The following is a 16,769-nucleotide window of genomic DNA, read 5'->3' as shown; positions in this document are numbered from 1 at the left end:
TGCGACACCGACGTCCCTGCTCGCGCGGCGTCTCGGCGCGGACAGCCTTGCAAGGGCCGGCCATGGCCCGGCGGACGTACCGGTCCCACGCGGCGGTCGGACCCGGCCTCCCGGCCCGCCGCGTGCGGTGATCACCGGGTGGTCGTCCGGGACGACCGGTTCGTGCCGCGGGGCTATGCTGGCCCGTCCTAGTCGTCGTCGTGAGGGTGGTCATGGGCGTCCTCGAAGCGCCTGCCTGGCTGGTGCCCGCGTTCGTACGCAACGTCGTCGGGGCGGGAGCCACGGCGTCGCCGGACGAGATCCGCGTCGTCGCCGAGCGTCTGCTCGACCGGTGGCTCTCCCCCGGCCGCAACTTCCACAACGTCAAGCACCTCACCGAGGTGCTGGTGCGCGTCGACGAGCTCGACGAGGAGAGCCACGAGCCGGACCTGGTGCGGCTCGCGGCGTGGTACCACGGCGCGGTGTTCGACTCCGCGGAGCGCAAGGCGTACGCGAACAAGGGCGGCGAGGACGAGGCCGCGAGCGCGCGTCTCGCGTACGACGAGCTCGTCTCGTTGGGTGTCCCGGAGAAGCACGCGATGCGCGTGCACGACCTGGTGACGGCGCTCGTCCGCCACGCGCCGAACCCCAAGGACCCGGACTGCGCGGTGCTGTGCGACGCGGACCTCGCGATGCTCGCGTCCGAACCGCAGCGCTACAAGGCGTACCTGCAGGACGTGCGCGCGGAGTACTCGCACGTCCCTGCGGCGGACTACGCGCGGGCGCGGGCGCGCATCCTGCGCAAGCTGCTGGCCCGACCGTCGCTGTTCTCGTCCCCGATGGGCTCCGGTTGGGAGGAGCCGGCGCGGCAGAACGTCGAGGCGGAGCTGCAGCGGCTCGAGAAGGAGATCGCGAAGTACGACGCGGAGGCCGCGGCGCACGCTCTCGTCGCCCCGGATCCCGTCGACGACGGCGTCCCGGCCGCACCGCGGGACGGGTCCGCGGCGTCGTGATCCTCGTCGACCCTCCGCTGTGGCCGCGCCACGAGCGGCTGTGGTCGCACCTCGTGAGCGACTCGTCGCTCGACGAGCTCCACGCGTTCGCCCAGCGTGCGGGCATCCCGCCGCGCGCGTTCGACCTGGACCACTACGACGTCCCCGACGAGCGGTACGACGAGCTCGTCGCGCTCGGCGCCGTCCCGGTCGACACCCGCGAGCTGGTGCGCCGCCTGCGCGCGAGCGGCCTGCGCATCCGCGCCCGCGACCGCCACTGAGCGTCGGTTCGTCGTGCCCGCTCGGGGAGCCGGGGCTAGCGTGGCCGCATGGCCCGGATCGAGAACTCCAGGCTGACGGTCGTCGGCGCGGGGAGCGTCGGGGTGAGCGTCGCGTACGCGGCGCTGATCCGCGGCTCGGCGCGGACCGTCGCGCTGTACGACATCGACCGCCCGAAGGTCGAGGCCGAGGTGCTGGACCTCGCGCACGGCACGTGGTTCACGGGTGGCACGGTGGTGGGTGGCGCGGACCCGGAGGTGGTGGCGGGTTCGCACGTCGTCGTCATCACGGCGGGCGCGAAGCAGCGCCCGGGGCAGACGCGGCTCGACCTCGCGGGCACCAACGTGCGTCTGCTCGAGCGCCTCATGCCGACGTTGGTGGAGCATGCGCCCGGGGCGGTGTTCTGCATCGTGACCAACCCGTGCGACGTGCTGACGGTCGCCGCGCAGAAGATCACGGGCCTGCCTGCGTCGCAGGTGTTCTCGTCGGGAACCGTGCTGGACACCTCACGCCTGCGCCGGCTCGTCGCGGACCGGGCGCTGGTGTCGGCCTCCAGCGTGCACGCGGACATCGTGGGCGAGCACGGGGACACGGGCTTCGCGCTGTGGTCGCAGGCACGCATCGGCACGACGCCCGTCCTGGACTGGGTCTCGCCCGACGGCCACCGGTTCACCCCGCCGGAGCTCGACGCGATCACGCAGGACGTGCGCGACGCCGCGTACCGGATCATCGAGGGCAAGGGCGCGACGAACCTCGCGATCGGCCTCGCGTGCGCACGGATCGTCGAGGCGATCCTCGGTGACCAGCACGCGGTGCTGCCCGTGAGCACGGTGCACGACGGCCTGCACCGGCTGCACGGCGTGGCGCTGTCGGTGCCGAGCGTCGTCGGCGCGGGTGGCGTGCAGTACGTGCCGGACGTGTCGACGACGCCCGACGAGGAGGACCAGCTCCAGCACTCGGCCCAGACCCTCCTGGCCACCCAGCACGCCCTGGGCTTCTAGCCTCGCCGAGCTCGTTCCGCGACGGGTCGCACGCCCGTACGGTGCTGCCATGACGAGCACCGCGCGCACACCGAACGGCGCAGACGGGAAGCCCGCGGTGCGGCAGACCGGCACCATGACCGCTGAGGACTGGGATGCGTTCGCGGCTGGGTTCTCTGGTCTCGCCGACCGCGACATCATGAGTGCGGCGTGGCGCTGACGTCCGGGCCAGTGGAGACGCCGGCGTTCGGCTGAGGCCGGCCGAGCCGGCGGTCAGGCCGGTGCGGACGAGGCGCGACGCAGCCCGAGGGCGACCAGGCCGGCGACCGCCACGACGCCCGAGAGGCCTGCCGCTCCGACCGGGACCCCGGTGAGGGTGCCGTAGTCGGCGAGCGGGGTCCCGACGAGCGCCGGGCCGGCCGGGGCCTCGAACCCGACCCGCTGCGCCGCCCACTCCAGTCCGTCCGGCGTCCCGACCGCCAGCGCGGACAGGCCACCCGCGGTGACCACGGATGCGACGCCCAGCGCGAGCGCGCCACGGCGGACGGCCGTACGCGCACGCGGGCGGGCGTCGAGCGCGACGAGCCCCGGGGCGAGCGCGGCGACAGCGGCGACGACCGCGCCCGTGACCAGGGCCTCACCGAGGCCGATCGCGGCGTGCACCGGGAGCATCGCGGCGGTCACCGCACCGATCCCGACGTCCGCCGTGCCACCCACCGCGTACAGGCCGACGAACGCGAGCGCCGCGGCCGGGACCGACGCGAGCGCCCCACCGGCAGCGGCGACCGCCACGCGACCGACGTCCGGGACCCGCGCGGCGACGCGCGCGACGAGGCGCTGCACCGACCATCCGACGAGCGTCCCGACACCCGCCATGAGCAGCGCGTTGACCCCGAGCGCGGTGATCCCGCCGTCGGCGAACAGCACGGCCTGCACGACGAGCACCGCCGCCACCGCGAGCGCCCCGAGCCACGGCCCGACGAGCGCCGCGGCCAGCGCCGCGCCGACGAGGTGCCCGCTCGTCCCGGCAGCGACCGGGTAGTTCACCATCTGCGCGGCGAACACGAACCCGGATGCCACGGCCGTCAGCGCGACCTGCTCGCGGGTTGCCTCGGCGCGGACGCGGCGCACGGCGTGCGTGAGCGCGGCACCGGCGACCACCGCGGTCGCGATGCTCGTGCCGGGGTCGATCACGTGGTCGGGGACATGCATGGCGTGCTCCTGTCGTCGGTCCCGGTGGTGCCGGGCGTGTCGGTCGAGGTCTCGGGGTCGGTCGTCGGGACGGTCGGGTGCTCGGCCAGGTCGGCGGCCGGGTCGGCGGCCGGGTCGGCGGCCGGGTGCGGGTGCGGGTCCGGGTGTGCGATGGGCACCGGGAGCACCGCGCGCCATCGGCCGACGAGCGGGCCGACGTCGGCGACGTGCGCGGCGGTGCCGACCGCGCGGGCCAGCGCGCCGGGGCGGTGCAGGTCGAGCACGACGAGCCCGCGCGTCTCGTCGTCGCGCGCGCCGCCGCCGTCCGCAGCGACCGGCCGGCGCCCGGCGAGCAGCACCGAGTCGACGACGCGCGCCTCGCCCAGCACGCCCGGGGCGGTGTGCGGGCCGGTCAGGTCGAGCTCCTCGACGAGCAGGTCACGCCCGCCGACGACCGCGCGGGTCGCGGACCGCAGCAGCCCGCCGCGCTGCCCGTCGCGACCGAGCACGAGCGTCTCGCGCAGCAGCGCCGCACCCTCGTCGTGCACGTGCACGCTCGTCGTGCGCCACACGTCCGCGCCGTCGGACACGACGAACGGCAGCGCGTCCCACACGAGCGACGCCCCCCGCCCGACGTGCACGTCCGCCGCCCACGACGCCGCCCGCCCACGCCCGTGGTACGCGACCGTGCCGGACGTCTCGACGAGCTCGAGCGCCACGCCCTCGCCGACGCGCACCTCGACCTGGACGTGGTCGCCGCCGAGCAGCAGCGCGCCGGTCGCGACGAGCGCGACCGTCACCCCGCGGTCGGTCTGGGTCAGGACGCGCGGCGCGAGGTGGCCGGCGCGCAGCACGCACCGCACGCGGTCCCCCGCGCGCTCCACCTCGACCGTCGTCCGCACCGTCGCCCGTCCCCGTCGATCAGTGGGTGTGCACGAAGCCCCCGGCGGGGTGCTCCTCGTCGGCGTGGAAGTGCGGCGCCATCGGGCCCGGGTCCTGCGGGACGTGCGCCCCGGCGCGGTGCGCGGCGAGCATGAGCCGCACCCAGTCCTTGAGCGCCTCGACGGACGCCTCGTCGTGCCGCGACAGCGCGAGGACGGGCCGCCCGTCGCGGGCCGCGGTCGCGTCGGCGACCATCTGCGGCACGTCCACCCCCACGTACGGGGCGAGGTCCGTCTTGTTCACGACGAGCAGGTCGGCGCGCCCGATGCCCGGGCCACCCTTGCGCGCCACGTCGCCGCCCCCCGCGACGTCGAGCACGAAGATCTGCGCGTCCACGAGGGCCGGGGAGAACGTGGCCGTGAGGTTGTCGCCGCCGGACTCGACCAGCACGACGTCGAGCGGCGCGAAGTCCTCCTCGAGGTCCTCGACGGCGAGCAGGTTCGCGGTGACGTCGTCGCGGATCGCGGTGTGCGGGCACGCGCCGGTCTCCACGGCGCGGATGCGCTCGGGGTCGAGCACGCCCGCCGAGCGCAGGAAGCGCGCGTCCTCGTCGGTGTAGATGTCGTTGGTGATGACGCCGAGCTGCAGCTCGGCCGCGAGCTCGCGGCACACGAGCGCGATGAGCGAGCTCTTGCCCGTGCCGACCGGCCCGGCGACGCCGAGCCGCAGGGAGCGGCTCGCGGGCGGGGCGGGGTGGGTGTGGGTGTGGGTGTCAGGCACTGAACAGCCTCTCTGTGCGGCGGGCGTGCTGCTGCGCCCACTCCTCGAGGAGCGGGGCGCCGGATGCGGGGATGTCCGCGGGGTCGGTGAGGTGCGCGACGCCCGCGGCCATGGCCTCGACGGTCGGGGCGGCCGCGACGACCCACCCGGTCGCGTCGGCGGGGTCGACGGGCGCGAGCTTGAGCGTCGCGGAGGCGATGGTCTGCACGTCGTCGTACCCGACGAGCTGCGCGACCTGCCGCGCGTCGAGCCCGACGCACGCCCCCACCACGCCGAGCACCACGGGCCGGGGCGGCTGCGCGCTGTCGTCGGATGCCCGCACGGGGACACCGTCCGGACCCGCCGCCGACAGGCGCACGGCCGCGACCGCTGCGTCCAGCGCGACGACCGCCGGGTGCGCGGCCCACAACCGCCGGGCCAGGCGCAGGTACCCGCGGCCGAGCCGCTGCGACGTCTCGCGCAGCGCGGGTGACGGGGTGCGCGCGGCCCACGCGTGCCACGTCGCGCGCAGGGCGGCCACACGCTCGTCGGGATCGCCCAGCGCCACGTGCCGCGCGACGACCGCGACCGCCGCCTCGGTGCGCGTGACCGTCGCGAGCCGACCGCCCACGTACCCGGGGACGTCCGCGACGGACAGCCCCGCGAGCAGCGCAGGCTCGAGCCCGGCGGACTGCGTGTGCCCGCCCGTGGGCAGGCGCGCGTCCGCGAGCAGCGCGAACAGCACGCTCGTCGGCGGGTGCACGGCGGTCACGGCGGCCCCCTTCAGAACATCGTGTACAGCTGCGCGAGCGGCAGCCGGTCGGCGGGGGCGGGTTCGATGCGTTCGCCGTCGACGTCGATCGCGAACGACTCGGGGTCGATGTCGATGCGCGGCATCGCGTCGTTGAGCCGCATGTCCGCCTTGCCGACGCCACGCGTGTCCGCCACGGCGGCGAGCGTGCGGCGCAGGCCGAGGCGGTCCGCCAGACCGTCCTCCAGGGCAGCGGGTGCGACGAACGTCATCGACAGCTCGGGCGCGATCGCGTCCCCGAACGCGGGGCGCATGAGCACGGGCTGCGGCGACGGGATCGACGCGTTCGGGTCGCCCAGCGCGCCCCACGCGATCGCGCCGCCCTTGAGCACCACGGACGGCCGGATGCCGAAGAACTTCGGCTCCCACAGCACCAGGTCCGCGAGCTTGCCCGGTTCGACGGACCCGACGTGCGCGTCGATGCCGTGCGCGATCGCGGGGTTGATCGTGTACTTCGCGACGTACCGGCGCGCGCGCAGGTTGTCCGCGGGCTCACCCCCGTCGAGCGCGCCTCGTCGAGCCTTCATGACGTGCGCGACCTGCCACGTGCGCGTGATCACCTCGCCGATGCGGCCCATCGCCTGCGCGTCCGACGACGTGATCGACATGGCGCCCAGGTCGTGCAGCACGTCCTCCGCGGCGATGGTCGTCGCCCGGATGCGGGACTCGGCGAACGCGAGGTCCTCGGGCACGTGCGGGTTGAGGTGGTGGCAGACCATGAGCATGTCGAGGTGCTCGGCCACGGTGTTGACCGTGTGCGGCAGGGTCGGGTTGGTCGAGCCCGGGATGACGTTCGCGTGCGACGCGACCGTGAGGATGTCCGGCGCGTGCCCGCCGCCCGCACCCTCGGCGTGGAACGCGTGGATCGACCGGCCGCCGATCGCCGCGAGCGTCGACTCGACGAACCCCGCCTCGTTGAGCGAGTCGGAGTGCAGCGCGACCTGCAGCCCCCAGCGGTCCGCGGCCCGCAGCGCCGTGTCGATCGCCGCGGGCGTCGAGCCCCAGTCCTCGTGCACCTTGTAGCCGGCCGCACCCGCGAGCGCCTGCTCGTCGAGACCCTCGTCGGACACCGTGTTGCCCTTCGCGAGCAGCAGCACGTTGACGGGCAGCGCGTCGAGCGCGCGGTGGATCGTGCCCAGGTGCCACGCGCCCGGGGTCACCGTGGTCGCCTTGGAGCCCTCGGACGGTCCGGTGCCGCCGCCGACGATCGTCGTCAGGCCGGTCGCGAGCGCCTCGTGCACCTGCGACGGGGATAGCAGGTGCACGTGCGAGTCGATGCCGCCCGCGGTGAGGATCTTGCCCTCGCCGGAGATGACGTCCGTCGACGGGCCGATGTGCAGGTCGGGGTGCACGCCGTCGGCGACGTCCGGGTTGCCGGCCCGGCCGAGCGCGACGATGCGGCCGTCGCGGATGCCGACGTCCGCGCGCACCACGCCCCACCAGTCGAGCACCACGGCGTTGGTGATGACGGTGTCGAGTGCGCCCGCCGCGCGCGTCGTCGTGCCCTGCGCCATCGACTCGCGGATCGACTTGCCGCCGCCGAACACCGCCTCGTCTCCGCCGTACGTGCGGTCCTCGGTGACCTCGATCCACAGGTCCGTGTCGCCCAGGCGCACCTGGTCGCCCGTGGTCGGGCCGTACAGCGCGACGTACCGCGCGCGCGAGATCTCGACCACGCCTCAGGCCTCCGTCCCGCTCGCGACCGTCTCGCTCGCGACGTCGCGCACGGGACCCAGTGCGCCGCCGTCCGCCTTGCCGCGCTGCAGCCCCGGCACGCGCCGCGCGCCGCGGATCGTCACCGCGTCCACGCGCGCCGACGCGCCGGGCTCGAACCGCCGCGACGTGCCCGACGGCAGGTCCAGCCGGAAGCCGTGCGCCGCCGCGCGGTCGAAGTCGAGCGCCGTGTTCGCGTCGGGCAGGTGCACGTGCGACCCCACCTGCACCGGACGGTCCCCGGTGTTCGTCACGACGAGCGTGAGCCGCTCGTGCGGTGCGCGGTCGCCGTTGAGGACCACGGGCTCGTCCTCGCGGCCCGGTGCCAGGCGCACCGCACCCGGCCCGCTCGTCGTCGTGCTCGCCATGTGCCGCCCCCTACGCGATCGGCTCGTGGATGGTGACGAGCTTGAGCCCGTCCGGGAACGTCGCCTCGACCTGCACGTCGGGCAGCATCTGCGCGACGCCGTCCATCACGTCGTCGCGGCCCAGCACCTGCCGGCCCTCGACCATGAGGTCCTCGACCGACCTCCCCTCGCGGGCACGCTCGATCACCCACGTGGTGAGCAGCGCGACCGTCTCCGGGTAGTTGAGCCGCACGCCGCGCGCGAGCCGGTCGCGCGCGACCATGCCCGCGACCGCGAGCAGCAGCTTCTCGGTGTCCGACGGGGTCAGGTGCACGGGACCTCCTTCGTCTGTGTCGTCACGGGCCGACCGCCACGACCGCGAGCGCCTCACCGGGCGCGACCTGCTGACCGGGCTCGACGAGCACCTCGACGAGCCGCCCGTCGACGGGCACGGGCACGGCGAGCTCGAGCTTCATGGCCTCGAGCGCGACGAGCGCGTCACCGGCCCGCACACGCTCGCCGACCCGCGCCTCGATGCGCCACACCGCGCCGACCATGGGCGCCTCGACGAGCACGCACCCCGGCGGGGCGGTGCGGGTCGCGGCGGTGAACGCAGGCGCGATGGCGGCCTCGTCGGGCGCGTCGAGCTCGCCCGCCGCCGCCCACGCGGCCCGCTCGGCCGCGAACGACTCCGCGCGCCGCGCGGTCACGGCCGCGATCTCGTCGGCGTCCCGCTCGAGCGCCTCGCGGTGCTCGCGCGCGGAGAACCAGCCGTCCTCGACCTCGAGCGTGCGGCGCCCGGAGGCCAGGTCCTCGCGCCAGACCTGCAGCTCGTCGGGCGTCACCGGGTGCCACACGATCCGGTCGAAGAACCGCAGCAGCCACGGCACGCCCGGCTCGAACGTGCCGTGCTGCGCGTACGCGGACCACACGGGCACGGTCCGCCCGACGAGCTGGTACCCGCCCGGGGAGTCCATGCCGTACACGCACAGGTACTGCCCGCCCAGGCCCACCGTGCCCTCGGCGGTCCACGTGCGCGCGGGGTTGTACTTCGTCGTCAGCAGGCGGTGCCGCGGGTCGAGCGGGACCGCGAGCGGCGCGCCCAGGTACACGTCGCCCAGCCCGAGCACCAGGTACTCGGCCGCGACCATCGTCGCGAGCACGTCGTCGACCGAGTCCAGCCCGTTGACGCGCCGCACGAACTCGGCGTTCGACGGCAGCCACGGCGCGTGCGGGCGCACGCCCGCGACGTACCGCCCGACGGCCGCGCCGACCACGGGGTCGTCGAACGACAGCGGCAGGTGCACGCGCCGCGACGGCACGACGAGGTCGTCGGTGTGCGGCAGCGCGTGCTCGAGCTCGACCAGCACGCCGACGAGCGTGCGCACCGGCAGCGCACCCGGGTCGACGTGCACGTGCAGGGACCGCACCCCGGGCGTCACGTCGACGACCCCGACGAGCCCGCCGCGCACCCGCGCGCGCAGCGCCTCCGCGAGCGCGTGCACCCGCACCCGCAGCCCCAGGTCGAGCACGGGCGGGCCGTACTCGACGAGCACGTTGTCGTCGCCGCCGCGCAGGTAGCGCACCCGCGGGCGGCCGACCGCGTCGTTCGCGTCGCCCGGGACCACCGCGAGCACGCCGTCGTCACCGTCCGGGCCGGTCGCGACGCCCGGCGGCAGCAATGCGGCGGCACGCAGCCGGTCGTCGGTGCGCAGGCGCTCGGCCGTGCGGGTGGGGACCGCGTCGAGGCGCACGGTGTCGCCGGGGCGGATCTGACCGAGCTTCCAGCGGTGCCCCGAGACGACCGTCACCGGGCACGCGAACCCGCCCAACGACGGGCCGTCCGGGCCGAGCAGGATCGGGGTGTCGCCGCTGATGTTCAGCGCGCCCACCGAGTACGGGGTGTCGTGCACGTTCGACGGGTGCAGGCCCGCCTCGCCGCCGTCGGGGCGAGCCCAGCGCGGGCGCGGGCCCGAGAGCCGGATGCCCGTGCGGTTCGCGTGCGCCTGCACCTGCCACGTCGCACCCAGGAGCGTGGCCATGTCCTCGCGCGTGAGGAAGTCCGGCGCGGGGTGCGGGCCCTCCTGGACCGCGAGCCGCCAGGCGTGCGTGAACCGCGGCCGCAGCTCGGCGGGCACGGGCGCCGGGTCCCGTCGCGTCGCTCCGCTCGGCGTTCCGGGCGGCGTGCCGGGTGCGGCGGGGCGTAGCACGTCGCCGACGACGAGCGCGCGGCCGGTCGTCCCGCCGAACCCGCCGAGCGTGAACGTCGACGCCGAGCCCAGGTACAGCGGGACGTCGAGACCGCCCGCGACCAGCACGTACGTCCGCAGACCCGCGCCGCCGGGAGCACCGACGTCGAGCACTCCCCCGGCCGGCACCTCGACCGGCTCCCACTGCGGCACGGTCCGCCCGTCCACGCGCACCGGTGCGGGCGCGCCCGTGACGCACACCGTCGCGGCGTGGCTGAACCGCAGCCGCGGCCCCGTGAGCGTGCACTCCAGCCCGGGCGCACCCTCGTCGTTGCCGAGCGCGCGGTTCCCGAGCCGGAACGACAGGTCGTCCATCGGCCCGGACGGCGGCACGCCGACCTCCCACAGCCCGCGCCGCCCGGGCCAGTCCTGCACGGTCGTCATGTCCCCCGCGCGCAGCACCTCGACCCACGGCTCGTCGTCGACGACGTCCGCGAGCAGCGCGGTGTCCAGCAGCCCCGCCAGGACGCGGGGATGCGCGACCGCGGCCCGCAGCTGCGGCAGGTTCGTCTCGACCCCGTCGACGCGCGTGCCGGTCAGCGCGTGCGCCGCGCGCTCGAACGCCTGCGCGCGGTCGGCGCCGTGCACCACGACCTTCGCGAGCAGCGGGTCCCAGTGCGGCGTGACGCGCTGCCCCGGCTCGGCCCACGTGTCGATCCGCACGGGCGGGAGCGTGACGTGCGTGAGCGTGCCCGTCGACGGCACGCCGCCGCGCCGCGGGTCCTCCGCGTACACGCGCGCCTGCACCGCGTGACCGTGCATCGGGACGTCGTCCGGCTGACGCGCCAGCACGTCCTCGCCGTCCGCGAGCCGCAGCATCCACGCGACGAGGTCCACGCCCGTGACCTCCTCGGTCACGGTGTGCTCCACCTGCAGGCGCGCGTTCACCTCGAGCAGCGCGGCGTCGCCGCGGTCGAGGTCGACCACGAACTCGACCGTGCCCGCCGACCGGTACCGCGCTGCTGCGAGCAGGTCCCGCGACCACCCGACGAGGCGCGCCCGCAGGTCGTCGGGCAGGCCCGGCGCGGGCGCCTCCTCGAGCACCTTCTGGTGGCGGCGCTGCAACGAGCAGTCCCGCGTCCCGAGCGTCACGACGCGTCCGCGACCGTCGCCGAACGCCTGGACCTCGACGTGCCGCGCGCGGGTCACGCACCGCTCGACGAACATCGCCGGGTTCCCGAGCCGCTCGACCGCGACCCGCCGCACGTCCTCGACCGCCGCGGCCAGCGCGCCCCGGTCCGCGCACCGCCGCAGCCCCAGCCCGCCGCCGCCCGCGACCGCCTTGAGCATCACCGGGTAGCCGATCTCCTCGGCGGCCGCCATCGCCTCGTCATGAGTGGTCACCAGGCCCGACGCGGCCAGGACCGGGACCCCGCCCGCGAGCGCCGCCTGCCGGGCGCGGAACTTGTCGCCGAACGTCGCGACCTGCGCGGGCGTCGGTCCGACGAGCGTGATCCCCGCGGCCTCGACGTCCGCGGCGAACGCCGCGTCCTCGGACAGGAACCCGTAGCCCGGGTGCAGCGCGGTCGCACCGGCGCGGCGCGCCGCGGCGAGGACGAGCCCGCCGTCGAGGTACGCGTGCGGGTCGGCCCCCAGGTGCACGACGTCGTCGGCCAGCCGCACGTGCGGGGCCGCCGCGTCGTCGCGCGTGCACAGCGCGACCGTCCGCCACCCGAGCCGCCGCGCGGTGGTGAGGATCCGCACTGCGACCTCGCCCCGGTTCGCGACGAGCAGCGTGCCGGCCATGCGCAGCACCTCCCCGTCGTGGGACTCGTCGTGGTCTCGTCGAGCCGGTCGAGCCGGTCGAGCCGGTCGTCGGGCTCGTCGCTGGTCGTCGTCGCTGGTCGTCGTCGCTGGTCGTGGTGCGTATACAGCGACGTATCCCGGACGGTACGAACCGGATGTTTCACCGCCCCGCCCCGCGTGTGAACGGCGCGTTACGCCCCGTTCGTCCCGCACGCTCGTCGGCCAGGACCGACCCACCCACCGCCGACCCCGCCATTCCTCCGGGAATGCAGCCCCAGAGCCGGAGCAACCCCGGGGTCGACAGAAGGAGGACCCGCCGAGACCGTCGTTGCTCCGGGAACGGTCGGTCAGAGCCGGAGCAACGACGGGGTCGCGCGAGGGAGCGCGGGCCGGGTCGCGCGAGGGAGCGCGGGCCGGGTCGGTCTAGCCGGCGAGGGCCATGCGGGTCATGGCGCTCGTCGCGCGCTCCATGACCACCTCGAGGGACTCGCCGACGTGCTTGTGCAGCGCGGTGAGCGCCTCGGGCAGACGGCGGGCCAGGACGAGCTCGATGATCTCGACGTGCTCGTCGATCGTCGTGGCGATGCGGGACGTCTCGACGAAGTCGTGCATCCGCACGGCGCGGATCTTCTGGTTCACCGCGACGAGCGCCTCGGTGAGCTGCGCGTTGCCGGAGGACGCGGACAGCACCTGGTGGTAGCGCTCGTCGAGCAGGACGAACGACGGGTCCGGCGCGGGCGGGTCGTCGCGCAGCCCCACCCAGAACTCGAGCTCGGTGCGCAGCGCGGCCTCGTCGTGCACGACGGACGGGTTCTCGATCGCCCGCTGGATGCCGCGCAGCTCGAGCGTGATCCGCAGCTCGTACAGGTTGCGCAGGTCCTCCAGGGACGGCACGACGACCGCGTACCCGAAGTCGGTGCGCTCGATCAGCCCGTCGGACAGCAGGCGGGACAGCGCCTCGCGCACGGGGGTGCGGGACACCTCGAACGTCTTGCCGAGCTTGGGCTCGGTGAGGCGCTCGCGCGGGCTGATCCGGCCGTTGAGGATCTCGTCCCGCAGGCGGTGGTAGACGATCTCGCGCAGCGACAGGCCGTCGGTGGGAGTGCTGGTGGTCTCCCGTGCGGCCGGCTCGGAGCCCGGTCCGGTGCTCATGGACATGGAGCGTATCCCCCCTGCTGACACGTGCCGCGCAGCGCGGCGGCCGCGTCAGATCGCCATCGCCGCACGCACGTCCTCCTCCTGGTCGAGCCCGCCCGCACCCTCGCTGGTGACGCGCCCGGACTCGAGCACGTAGTAGCGGGACGCGGCGGACAGCGCGAACCCCACGTGCTGCTCGACGAGCAGGACCGCGAGCCCGCCCGCGGCCGTGAGGGACGTGATCGCGTCCTCGATCTCCTGCACGACGTTGGGCTGGATGCCCTCGGTCGGCTCGTCGAGGATCAGCACCTTCGGGCCCGTGATGAGCGCGCGGGCGATGGCGAGCTGCTGGCGCTGACCGCCGGACAGCAGGCCGGCTCGTCGTCCCAGCAGGCCGCGCAGCGCGGGGAACAGGTCGAGCGACTCGTCGAGCCGCTTGCGTCCCGCCGCTCCCGCGCCGTCCGCGACGAGCTGCAGGTTCTCGCGCGCGGTGAGCGTGCCGAACGACTGCTGGCCCTGCGGGACGTACGCGAGCCCGCGCCGCACGCGCTGGTGCGGGCGCAGCCTCGTGACGTCGTCGCCGTCGAGCCGGACGGTGCCCGACCGCACGGGCAGCAGCCCGACCGCGGCGCGCAGCAGCGTCGTCTTCCCGGCGCCGTTGTGACCCATCACGGCCGTGACCGAGTCCGCGTCCACCGCGACGTCCACGCCGTGCACCACCGCGGTGCGCCCGTACCCGACATGCACGCCGGTCAGCTCCAGCATCACGCCACCTCCCCTGCGGCACCCCGCGCGCCGGCTCCCCGGCCCAGGTACACCTCGACGACCAACGGGTCGGCCTGCACCTCGGCGACGGTCCCTTCCGACAGGACCTTCCCCTGGTGCAGCACCGTCACGGACGACGCGAACGTCCGCAGGAACTCCATGTCGTGCTCGACGACGACGACCGTGCGCTGCTCGCCGATGCGCTGCAGCAGCTGCCCGGTCTGCTCGCGCTCGGCGTGGCTCATGCCGGCGACGGGCTCGTCGAGCAGCAGCAGGCGCGCGTCCTGGACCAGCAGCATGCCGATCTCGAGCCACTGCTTCTGCCCGTGCGCGAGCACGCCCGCGGGGGCGTCCGCGAGCGCGGTCAGACCGATGGTCTCCAGTGCCTGCGCGACCTCGTCGGGGATCCCGGACCGGCGCCGCAGCAGGGTCGGCAGCCGCCGCCCGGAGCCCGCGGCGATGTCGAGGTTCTGCAGCACGGACAGCTCGTCGAACACGCTCGCGGTCTGGAACGTGCGCCCCACGCCGGCGCGCACGATCTTGTGCGACGGCTTCCCGACGAGCTCGATGCCGCCGAACTGCACCGAGCCGGTGCACCGCGCCAGCCCGGTGATCGCGTCGACGATCGTCGTCTTGCCCGCGCCGTTCGGGCCGATCAGGAAGCGCAGGTCGCCCTGCGTGACCGTGAGGTCCACGCCGTCGACGGCGACGAACCCGTCGAACTCGACGCGCAGCCCGCGCACCTCCAGGTAGTCGTGCCGGAACCGGGACTCGGGCGCCGCGATGACGGCCTCCAGGGCCTGCGGGTCGAGCTGGACCTCGACCTCGTCGGGCACGGGTGTCGTGTCGTCGGTCATGCCGTCCTCCCGGCGCTCGCGGTGGCCTGCTCGTGCTCGTCGTGCGCGGGCTCGTCGTCGGAGGTGTCCGCGGGCTCGTCGGGACCGGGCCGACGACGCCGCAGCCGCACCCGGCCGAGCGTCGCGAAGCCGTCCGGCAGGAACGCGACGACGACGATGAACAGCGCACCCAGGAAGTACGTCCAGAACGACGGGAACCGCTCGGACAGGCTCGTCTCCGCCCACGACACCGCGATCGACCCGACGACGGGACCGAGCAGCGTGGCGCGGCCACCGATCGCGACGCCGACGAGGAACGCGATCGACGGGACGACGCCCACGTCTGCGGGCGAGATGATCCCGACGATCGGCGCGAACAGCGCCCCGCCGATCGCGGCGAACGCCGCTGCGATCGCGTACGCGAGCACCTTGACGAGCGCCGGGTCGTAGCCGAGGAACCGCACGCGGTTCTCCTGGTCGCGCACCGCCACCAGGAGCTCGCCGTACCGCGAGCGCATGACGAGCCGCACGACCAGCACCATCACGAGCAGCGTGCCCGCGGCGATGTAGTAGAGCATCTGCTTGTTCACCGGGTCGGCCAGGTCGAACCCGAAGAACGACCGGAAGCCGTTGAGCCCGTTGGTCCCGCCCGTGACCTTCTGCTGGCCGATGAGCAGGATCGCGAACGCCGCGGCGAGCGCCTGCGACAGGATCGCGAAGTACGCGCCGCGCACGCGCCGCTTGAACACCGCCAGGCCCAGCAGCGCGGCGATCCCCGCGGGCAGCAGCAGGATCGCCAGCACGGTGACGACGGGGCTGCGGAACGGCTCCCACCACGCCGGGACGGTGCCGTCGCCGTACAGCAGCATGAAGTCCGGCACGCCGCCCGGGCCCGCGTCCGCGAGCTTGAGGTGCATCGCCATGAGGTAGCCGCCGAGGCCGAAGAACACGCCCTGCCCGAGCGTCAGCATCCCGCCGCGGCCCCACGCGAGACCGATGCCGACCGCGACCATCGCGAGGCAGCAGAACTTGGCGAGCAGGTTGAGCCGGAAGTCCGACAGCACCCCGGGCGCGACGACGAACAGCAGCAACCCGGCCACGCCCACGCCGACGAGCAGGCGCGCCCGCTCGTTCCCCCAGATCTTCGCGACGGCGCTCATGCGAGGCTCCTCGTCCGGACGGCGACGAGCCCCTGCGGCCGCACCTGCAGGAACGCGACGATGATGACGAACACGAGCACCTTCGCGAGGCTCGCGGTGGTGGAGTACTCGATGCCGGCCTGCAGCAGCCCGAGCCCGAGCGCCGCGATCACGGCCCCCTTGAGCTGGCCGATGCCGCCGACCACGACGACGAGGAACGCGTCGACGATGTAGTTGGTGCCGAGCGTCGGGCCGATCGACCCGAGCAGCGTGAGCGCGACGCCGGCGACGCCCGCGACCCCGGAGCCCAGGAAGAACGTGAGCCGGTCGGTCGCGCGCGTCGAGATGCCCGCGGTCTCCGCGAGGTCACGGTTGGCGACCGTCGCGCGGATGCGCCGCCCGAGCGGCGTGAGCTTGAGCGCGAGGCCGAGCGCGACGACCGCGAGGGTCGCGAGACCGAGGATGAACAGCCGCGTCTTCGGCACGCCCACGCCGAGGATCTCGACCGCGCCGGACAGCCATGTCGGGGCGCGCACGTCGACGTTCGGGGCGCCGAACACGTCGCGCGCGAGCTGCTGCAGCACGAGCGCGACGCCGAACGTCACGAGCAGCGTGTCCAGCGGCCGGTGGTACATGCGGGAGATCAACGTGACCTCGAGGACCAGCCCGAGCAGGCCGCCGACGAGGAACCCGATGACGAGGGACACGAGCAGCGAGACGCCCGCGTCGGCGATCGACTTCTGCACGACGAACGCCGTGTAGGCGCCGGCCATCATGAACTCGCCGTGCGCCATGTTGATGACGCCCATCTGCCCGAACGTGAGCGCGAGGCCGAGCGCCGCGAGCAGCAGCACCGACCCGAGGCTCAGCCCGGCGAAGAGCTGGGAGACCAGGGCTTCCATGCACCCCGTCCTTCCTGCGTCCCGCGTGGGACGCGGCCGACCTCCCGCGGGAGGGGGCGGTG

General features: G+C 74.8%; 17 protein-coding genes. 4 read left to right on the top strand and 13 right to left on the bottom strand.

From position 1 onward, the window contains the following. The first annotated feature begins 212 nt into the window (after positions 1–212). Genes F1D97_RS05910 through F1D97_RS05895 form a run of 4 tightly spaced genes read left to right on the top strand, consistent with a single transcriptional unit; the run spans position 213 to position 2,450 of the window. Complete coding sequence (locus tag F1D97_RS05910; RefSeq protein WP_236122953.1) at positions 213–992, top strand: HD domain-containing protein; 780 nt, start codon at positions 213–215, stop codon at positions 990–992. Then, on the top strand, positions 989–1,252 hold the full coding sequence (locus F1D97_RS05905) for a DUF4031 domain-containing protein (protein WP_236122952.1): 264 nt from the start codon (positions 989–991) through the stop codon (positions 1,250–1,252). Before F1D97_RS05910 ends, F1D97_RS05905 begins: the two co-directional genes overlap by 4 nt. Before the next feature lie 48 nt (positions 1,253–1,300). Further along, positions 1,301–2,251, top strand: coding sequence for an L-lactate dehydrogenase (locus F1D97_RS05900; protein WP_236122951.1), 951 nt, complete (start codon positions 1,301–1,303; stop codon positions 2,249–2,251). Between the two features lie 49 nt (positions 2,252–2,300). Further along, on the top strand, positions 2,301–2,450 hold the full coding sequence (locus F1D97_RS05895) for a hypothetical protein (RefSeq protein WP_236122950.1): 150 nt from the start codon (positions 2,301–2,303) through the stop codon (positions 2,448–2,450). Between the two features lie 53 nt (positions 2,451–2,503). Here the strand turns inward: F1D97_RS05895 and F1D97_RS05890 are convergent, their stop codons facing one another. The 13 genes from F1D97_RS05890 to urtB all read right to left on the bottom strand — a co-directional run bounded on the left by F1D97_RS05890 (position 2,504) and on the right by urtB (position 16,707). Then, positions 2,504–3,442, bottom strand: coding sequence for an energy-coupling factor ABC transporter permease (locus F1D97_RS05890; protein ID WP_236122949.1), 939 nt, complete (start codon positions 3,440–3,442; stop codon positions 2,504–2,506). After that, positions 3,421–4,323 carry an urease accessory protein UreD gene (locus F1D97_RS05885; RefSeq protein ID WP_236122948.1) on the bottom strand — a complete coding sequence of 301 codons (903 nt, stop codon included), beginning with the start codon at positions 4,321–4,323 and terminating at the stop codon, positions 3,421–3,423. Before F1D97_RS05885 ends, F1D97_RS05890 begins: the two co-directional genes overlap by 22 nt. Before the next feature lie 19 nt (positions 4,324–4,342). Continuing rightward, positions 4,343–5,083 (bottom strand): urease accessory protein UreG, encoded by a 741-nt coding sequence (gene ureG, locus F1D97_RS05880; RefSeq protein ID WP_236122947.1) that lies wholly within the window; start codon positions 5,081–5,083, stop codon positions 4,343–4,345. Next, positions 5,076–5,834 (bottom strand): urease accessory protein UreF, encoded by a 759-nt coding sequence (locus F1D97_RS05875; RefSeq protein WP_236122946.1) that lies wholly within the window; start codon positions 5,832–5,834, stop codon positions 5,076–5,078. The genes ureG and F1D97_RS05875 overlap by 8 nt, the downstream gene beginning before the upstream one ends. Positions 5,835–5,845: 11 nt before the next feature. Continuing rightward, positions 5,846–7,549, bottom strand: coding sequence for an urease subunit alpha (locus tag F1D97_RS05870; protein ID WP_236122945.1), 1,704 nt, complete (start codon positions 7,547–7,549; stop codon positions 5,846–5,848). A 3-nt stretch (positions 7,550–7,552) separates the two neighbouring features. Further along, positions 7,553–7,954: an urease subunit beta gene (gene ureB / locus F1D97_RS05865; RefSeq protein WP_236122944.1), complete on the bottom strand. Its 402-nt coding sequence runs from the start codon at positions 7,952–7,954 to the stop codon at positions 7,553–7,555. A gap of 10 nt (positions 7,955–7,964) precedes the next feature. Continuing rightward, on the bottom strand, positions 7,965–8,267 hold the full coding sequence (locus F1D97_RS05860) for an urease subunit gamma (RefSeq protein WP_236122943.1): 303 nt from the start codon (positions 8,265–8,267) through the stop codon (positions 7,965–7,967). A gap of 22 nt (positions 8,268–8,289) precedes the next feature. Beyond that, positions 8,290–11,928 carry an urea carboxylase gene (gene uca / locus F1D97_RS05855; RefSeq protein WP_236122942.1) on the bottom strand — a complete coding sequence of 1,213 codons (3,639 nt, stop codon included), beginning with the start codon at positions 11,926–11,928 and terminating at the stop codon, positions 8,290–8,292. Positions 11,929–12,351: 423 nt separating this feature from the next. Beyond that, positions 12,352–13,080 carry a GntR family transcriptional regulator gene (locus F1D97_RS05850; protein ID WP_236122941.1) on the bottom strand — a complete coding sequence of 243 codons (729 nt, stop codon included), beginning with the start codon at positions 13,078–13,080 and terminating at the stop codon, positions 12,352–12,354. Between the two features lie 54 nt (positions 13,081–13,134). Further along, positions 13,135–13,830 carry an urea ABC transporter ATP-binding subunit UrtE gene (gene urtE, locus F1D97_RS05845; RefSeq protein ID WP_236122940.1) on the bottom strand — a complete coding sequence of 232 codons (696 nt, stop codon included), beginning with the start codon at positions 13,828–13,830 and terminating at the stop codon, positions 13,135–13,137. After that, a complete protein-coding gene (gene urtD, locus F1D97_RS05840; protein WP_236122939.1) occupies positions 13,830–14,687 on the bottom strand; it encodes an urea ABC transporter ATP-binding protein UrtD in 858 nt (285 codons plus the stop codon). The genes urtE and urtD overlap by 1 nt, the downstream gene beginning before the upstream one ends. Continuing rightward, positions 14,684–15,826 (bottom strand): urea ABC transporter permease subunit UrtC, encoded by a 1,143-nt coding sequence (gene urtC / locus F1D97_RS05835; protein ID WP_236122938.1) that lies wholly within the window; start codon positions 15,824–15,826, stop codon positions 14,684–14,686. The genes urtD and urtC overlap by 4 nt, the downstream gene beginning before the upstream one ends. Then, positions 15,823–16,707 carry an urea ABC transporter permease subunit UrtB gene (urtB, locus tag F1D97_RS05830; protein WP_236122937.1) on the bottom strand — a complete coding sequence of 295 codons (885 nt, stop codon included), beginning with the start codon at positions 16,705–16,707 and terminating at the stop codon, positions 15,823–15,825. Before urtB ends, urtC begins: the two co-directional genes overlap by 4 nt. Between the last annotated feature and the right edge of the window lie 62 nt (positions 16,708–16,769).

It is taken from the genome of Cellulomonas palmilytica, assembly GCF_021590045.1.
Taxonomy (GTDB): Bacteria; Actinomycetota; Actinomycetes; order Actinomycetales; family Cellulomonadaceae; genus Cellulomonas; species Cellulomonas palmilytica.
This window is presented reverse-complemented; position numbering and strand designations above follow the sequence as displayed.

Bases quoted from the DNA above. Each gene is read 5' to 3' on its own strand.
- F1D97_RS05910 (WP_236122953.1), top strand. From the start codon at position 213: ATGGGCGTCCTCGAAGCGCCTGCCTGGCTGGTGCCCGCGTTCGTACGC.
- F1D97_RS05900 (WP_236122951.1), top strand. From the start codon at position 1,301: ATGGCCCGGATCGAGAACTCCAGGCTGACGGTCGTCGGCGCGGGGAGC.
- urtE (WP_236122940.1), bottom strand. From the start codon at position 13,830: ATGCTGGAGCTGACCGGCGTGCATGTCGGGTACGGGCGCACCGCGGTG.
- urtD (WP_236122939.1), bottom strand. From the start codon at position 14,687: ATGACCGACGACACGACACCCGTGCCCGACGAGGTCGAGGTCCAGCTC.
- F1D97_RS05895 (WP_236122950.1), top strand. From the start codon at position 2,301: ATGACGAGCACCGCGCGCACACCGAACGGCGCAGACGGGAAGCCCGCG.
- ureB (WP_236122944.1), bottom strand. From the start codon at position 7,954: ATGGCGAGCACGACGACGAGCGGGCCGGGTGCGGTGCGCCTGGCACCG.
- urtC (WP_236122938.1), bottom strand. From the start codon at position 15,826: ATGAGCGCCGTCGCGAAGATCTGGGGGAACGAGCGGGCGCGCCTGCTC.
- uca (WP_236122942.1), bottom strand. From the start codon at position 11,928: ATGGCCGGCACGCTGCTCGTCGCGAACCGGGGCGAGGTCGCAGTGCGG.
- F1D97_RS05850 (WP_236122941.1), bottom strand. From the start codon at position 13,080: ATGAGCACCGGACCGGGCTCCGAGCCGGCCGCACGGGAGACCACCAGC.
- urtB (WP_236122937.1), bottom strand. From the start codon at position 16,707: ATGGAAGCCCTGGTCTCCCAGCTCTTCGCCGGGCTGAGCCTCGGGTCG.
- F1D97_RS05890 (WP_236122949.1), bottom strand. From the start codon at position 3,442: ATGCATGTCCCCGACCACGTGATCGACCCCGGCACGAGCATCGCGACC.